This is a genomic window from Gluconacetobacter dulcium (assembly GCF_014174165.1).
GTDB lineage: Bacteria > Pseudomonadota > Alphaproteobacteria > Acetobacterales > Acetobacteraceae > Gluconacetobacter > Gluconacetobacter dulcium.
This window is the reverse complement of sequence record NZ_JABEQN010000075.1, coordinates 1-569: the sequence shown is the minus strand read 5'-3', so window position 1 is coordinate 569 and position 569 is coordinate 1. Positions and strand designations below refer to the sequence as shown.

Here is a 569-nt window from a genome sequence, read left to right as displayed (position 1 = left end):
CCCGGAAATCCCCGAGAAATGCCCGAACGGCATCACCAGCAGCATATACACGAACAACCCGACCAGGATCGACGGCGCCGACAGCATCATGTCCGACACGAAGCGCACGATATCCACCACCCGCCCGTCGCGCGCATATTCCGACAGATAGATCCCCGTCAGCAGCCCCACCGGCGTGCCGATCGCCGCCGCGAAGCCGGTCTGCACCAGACTGCCCACGATCGCGTTCGCCAGGCCGCCATTGCTCCCCGGCGGCGCCATCACATGCACCAGCGTGCCCCATGACAGGCCCGGCAGCCCCCGCACCAGCAGCGTCAGCAGGATCGACCCCAGCGCCAGAAGCACGATCCCCGTCGCCGCGATGCTCAGCCCCGTCGCCACCCGGTCCACCAGCCGCCGTCGCAGCGCCAGCCCGCCGGGGCGGTTCCACCCCGCTCCCACGGCCGCACCCGTGCCGACCGCACCGGCCTCCATCATCGCGCCCCCCATCTCAGGCCCCTCCACGCCGCAGCAGCAGCCGCGAACAGGCCAGCGTCAGGAACGAGATCACCATCAGGATGAACCCCAGC

At 69.8% G+C, this 569-nt stretch carries 1 pseudogene; it reads right to left on the bottom strand.

The features are described 5' to 3' along the window. Nucleotides 1–489 (bottom strand): annotated as a pseudogene (locus tag HLH25_RS20870) (phosphate ABC transporter permease PstA); the annotation flags it as partial. Between the last annotated feature and the right edge of the window lie 80 nt (nucleotides 490–569).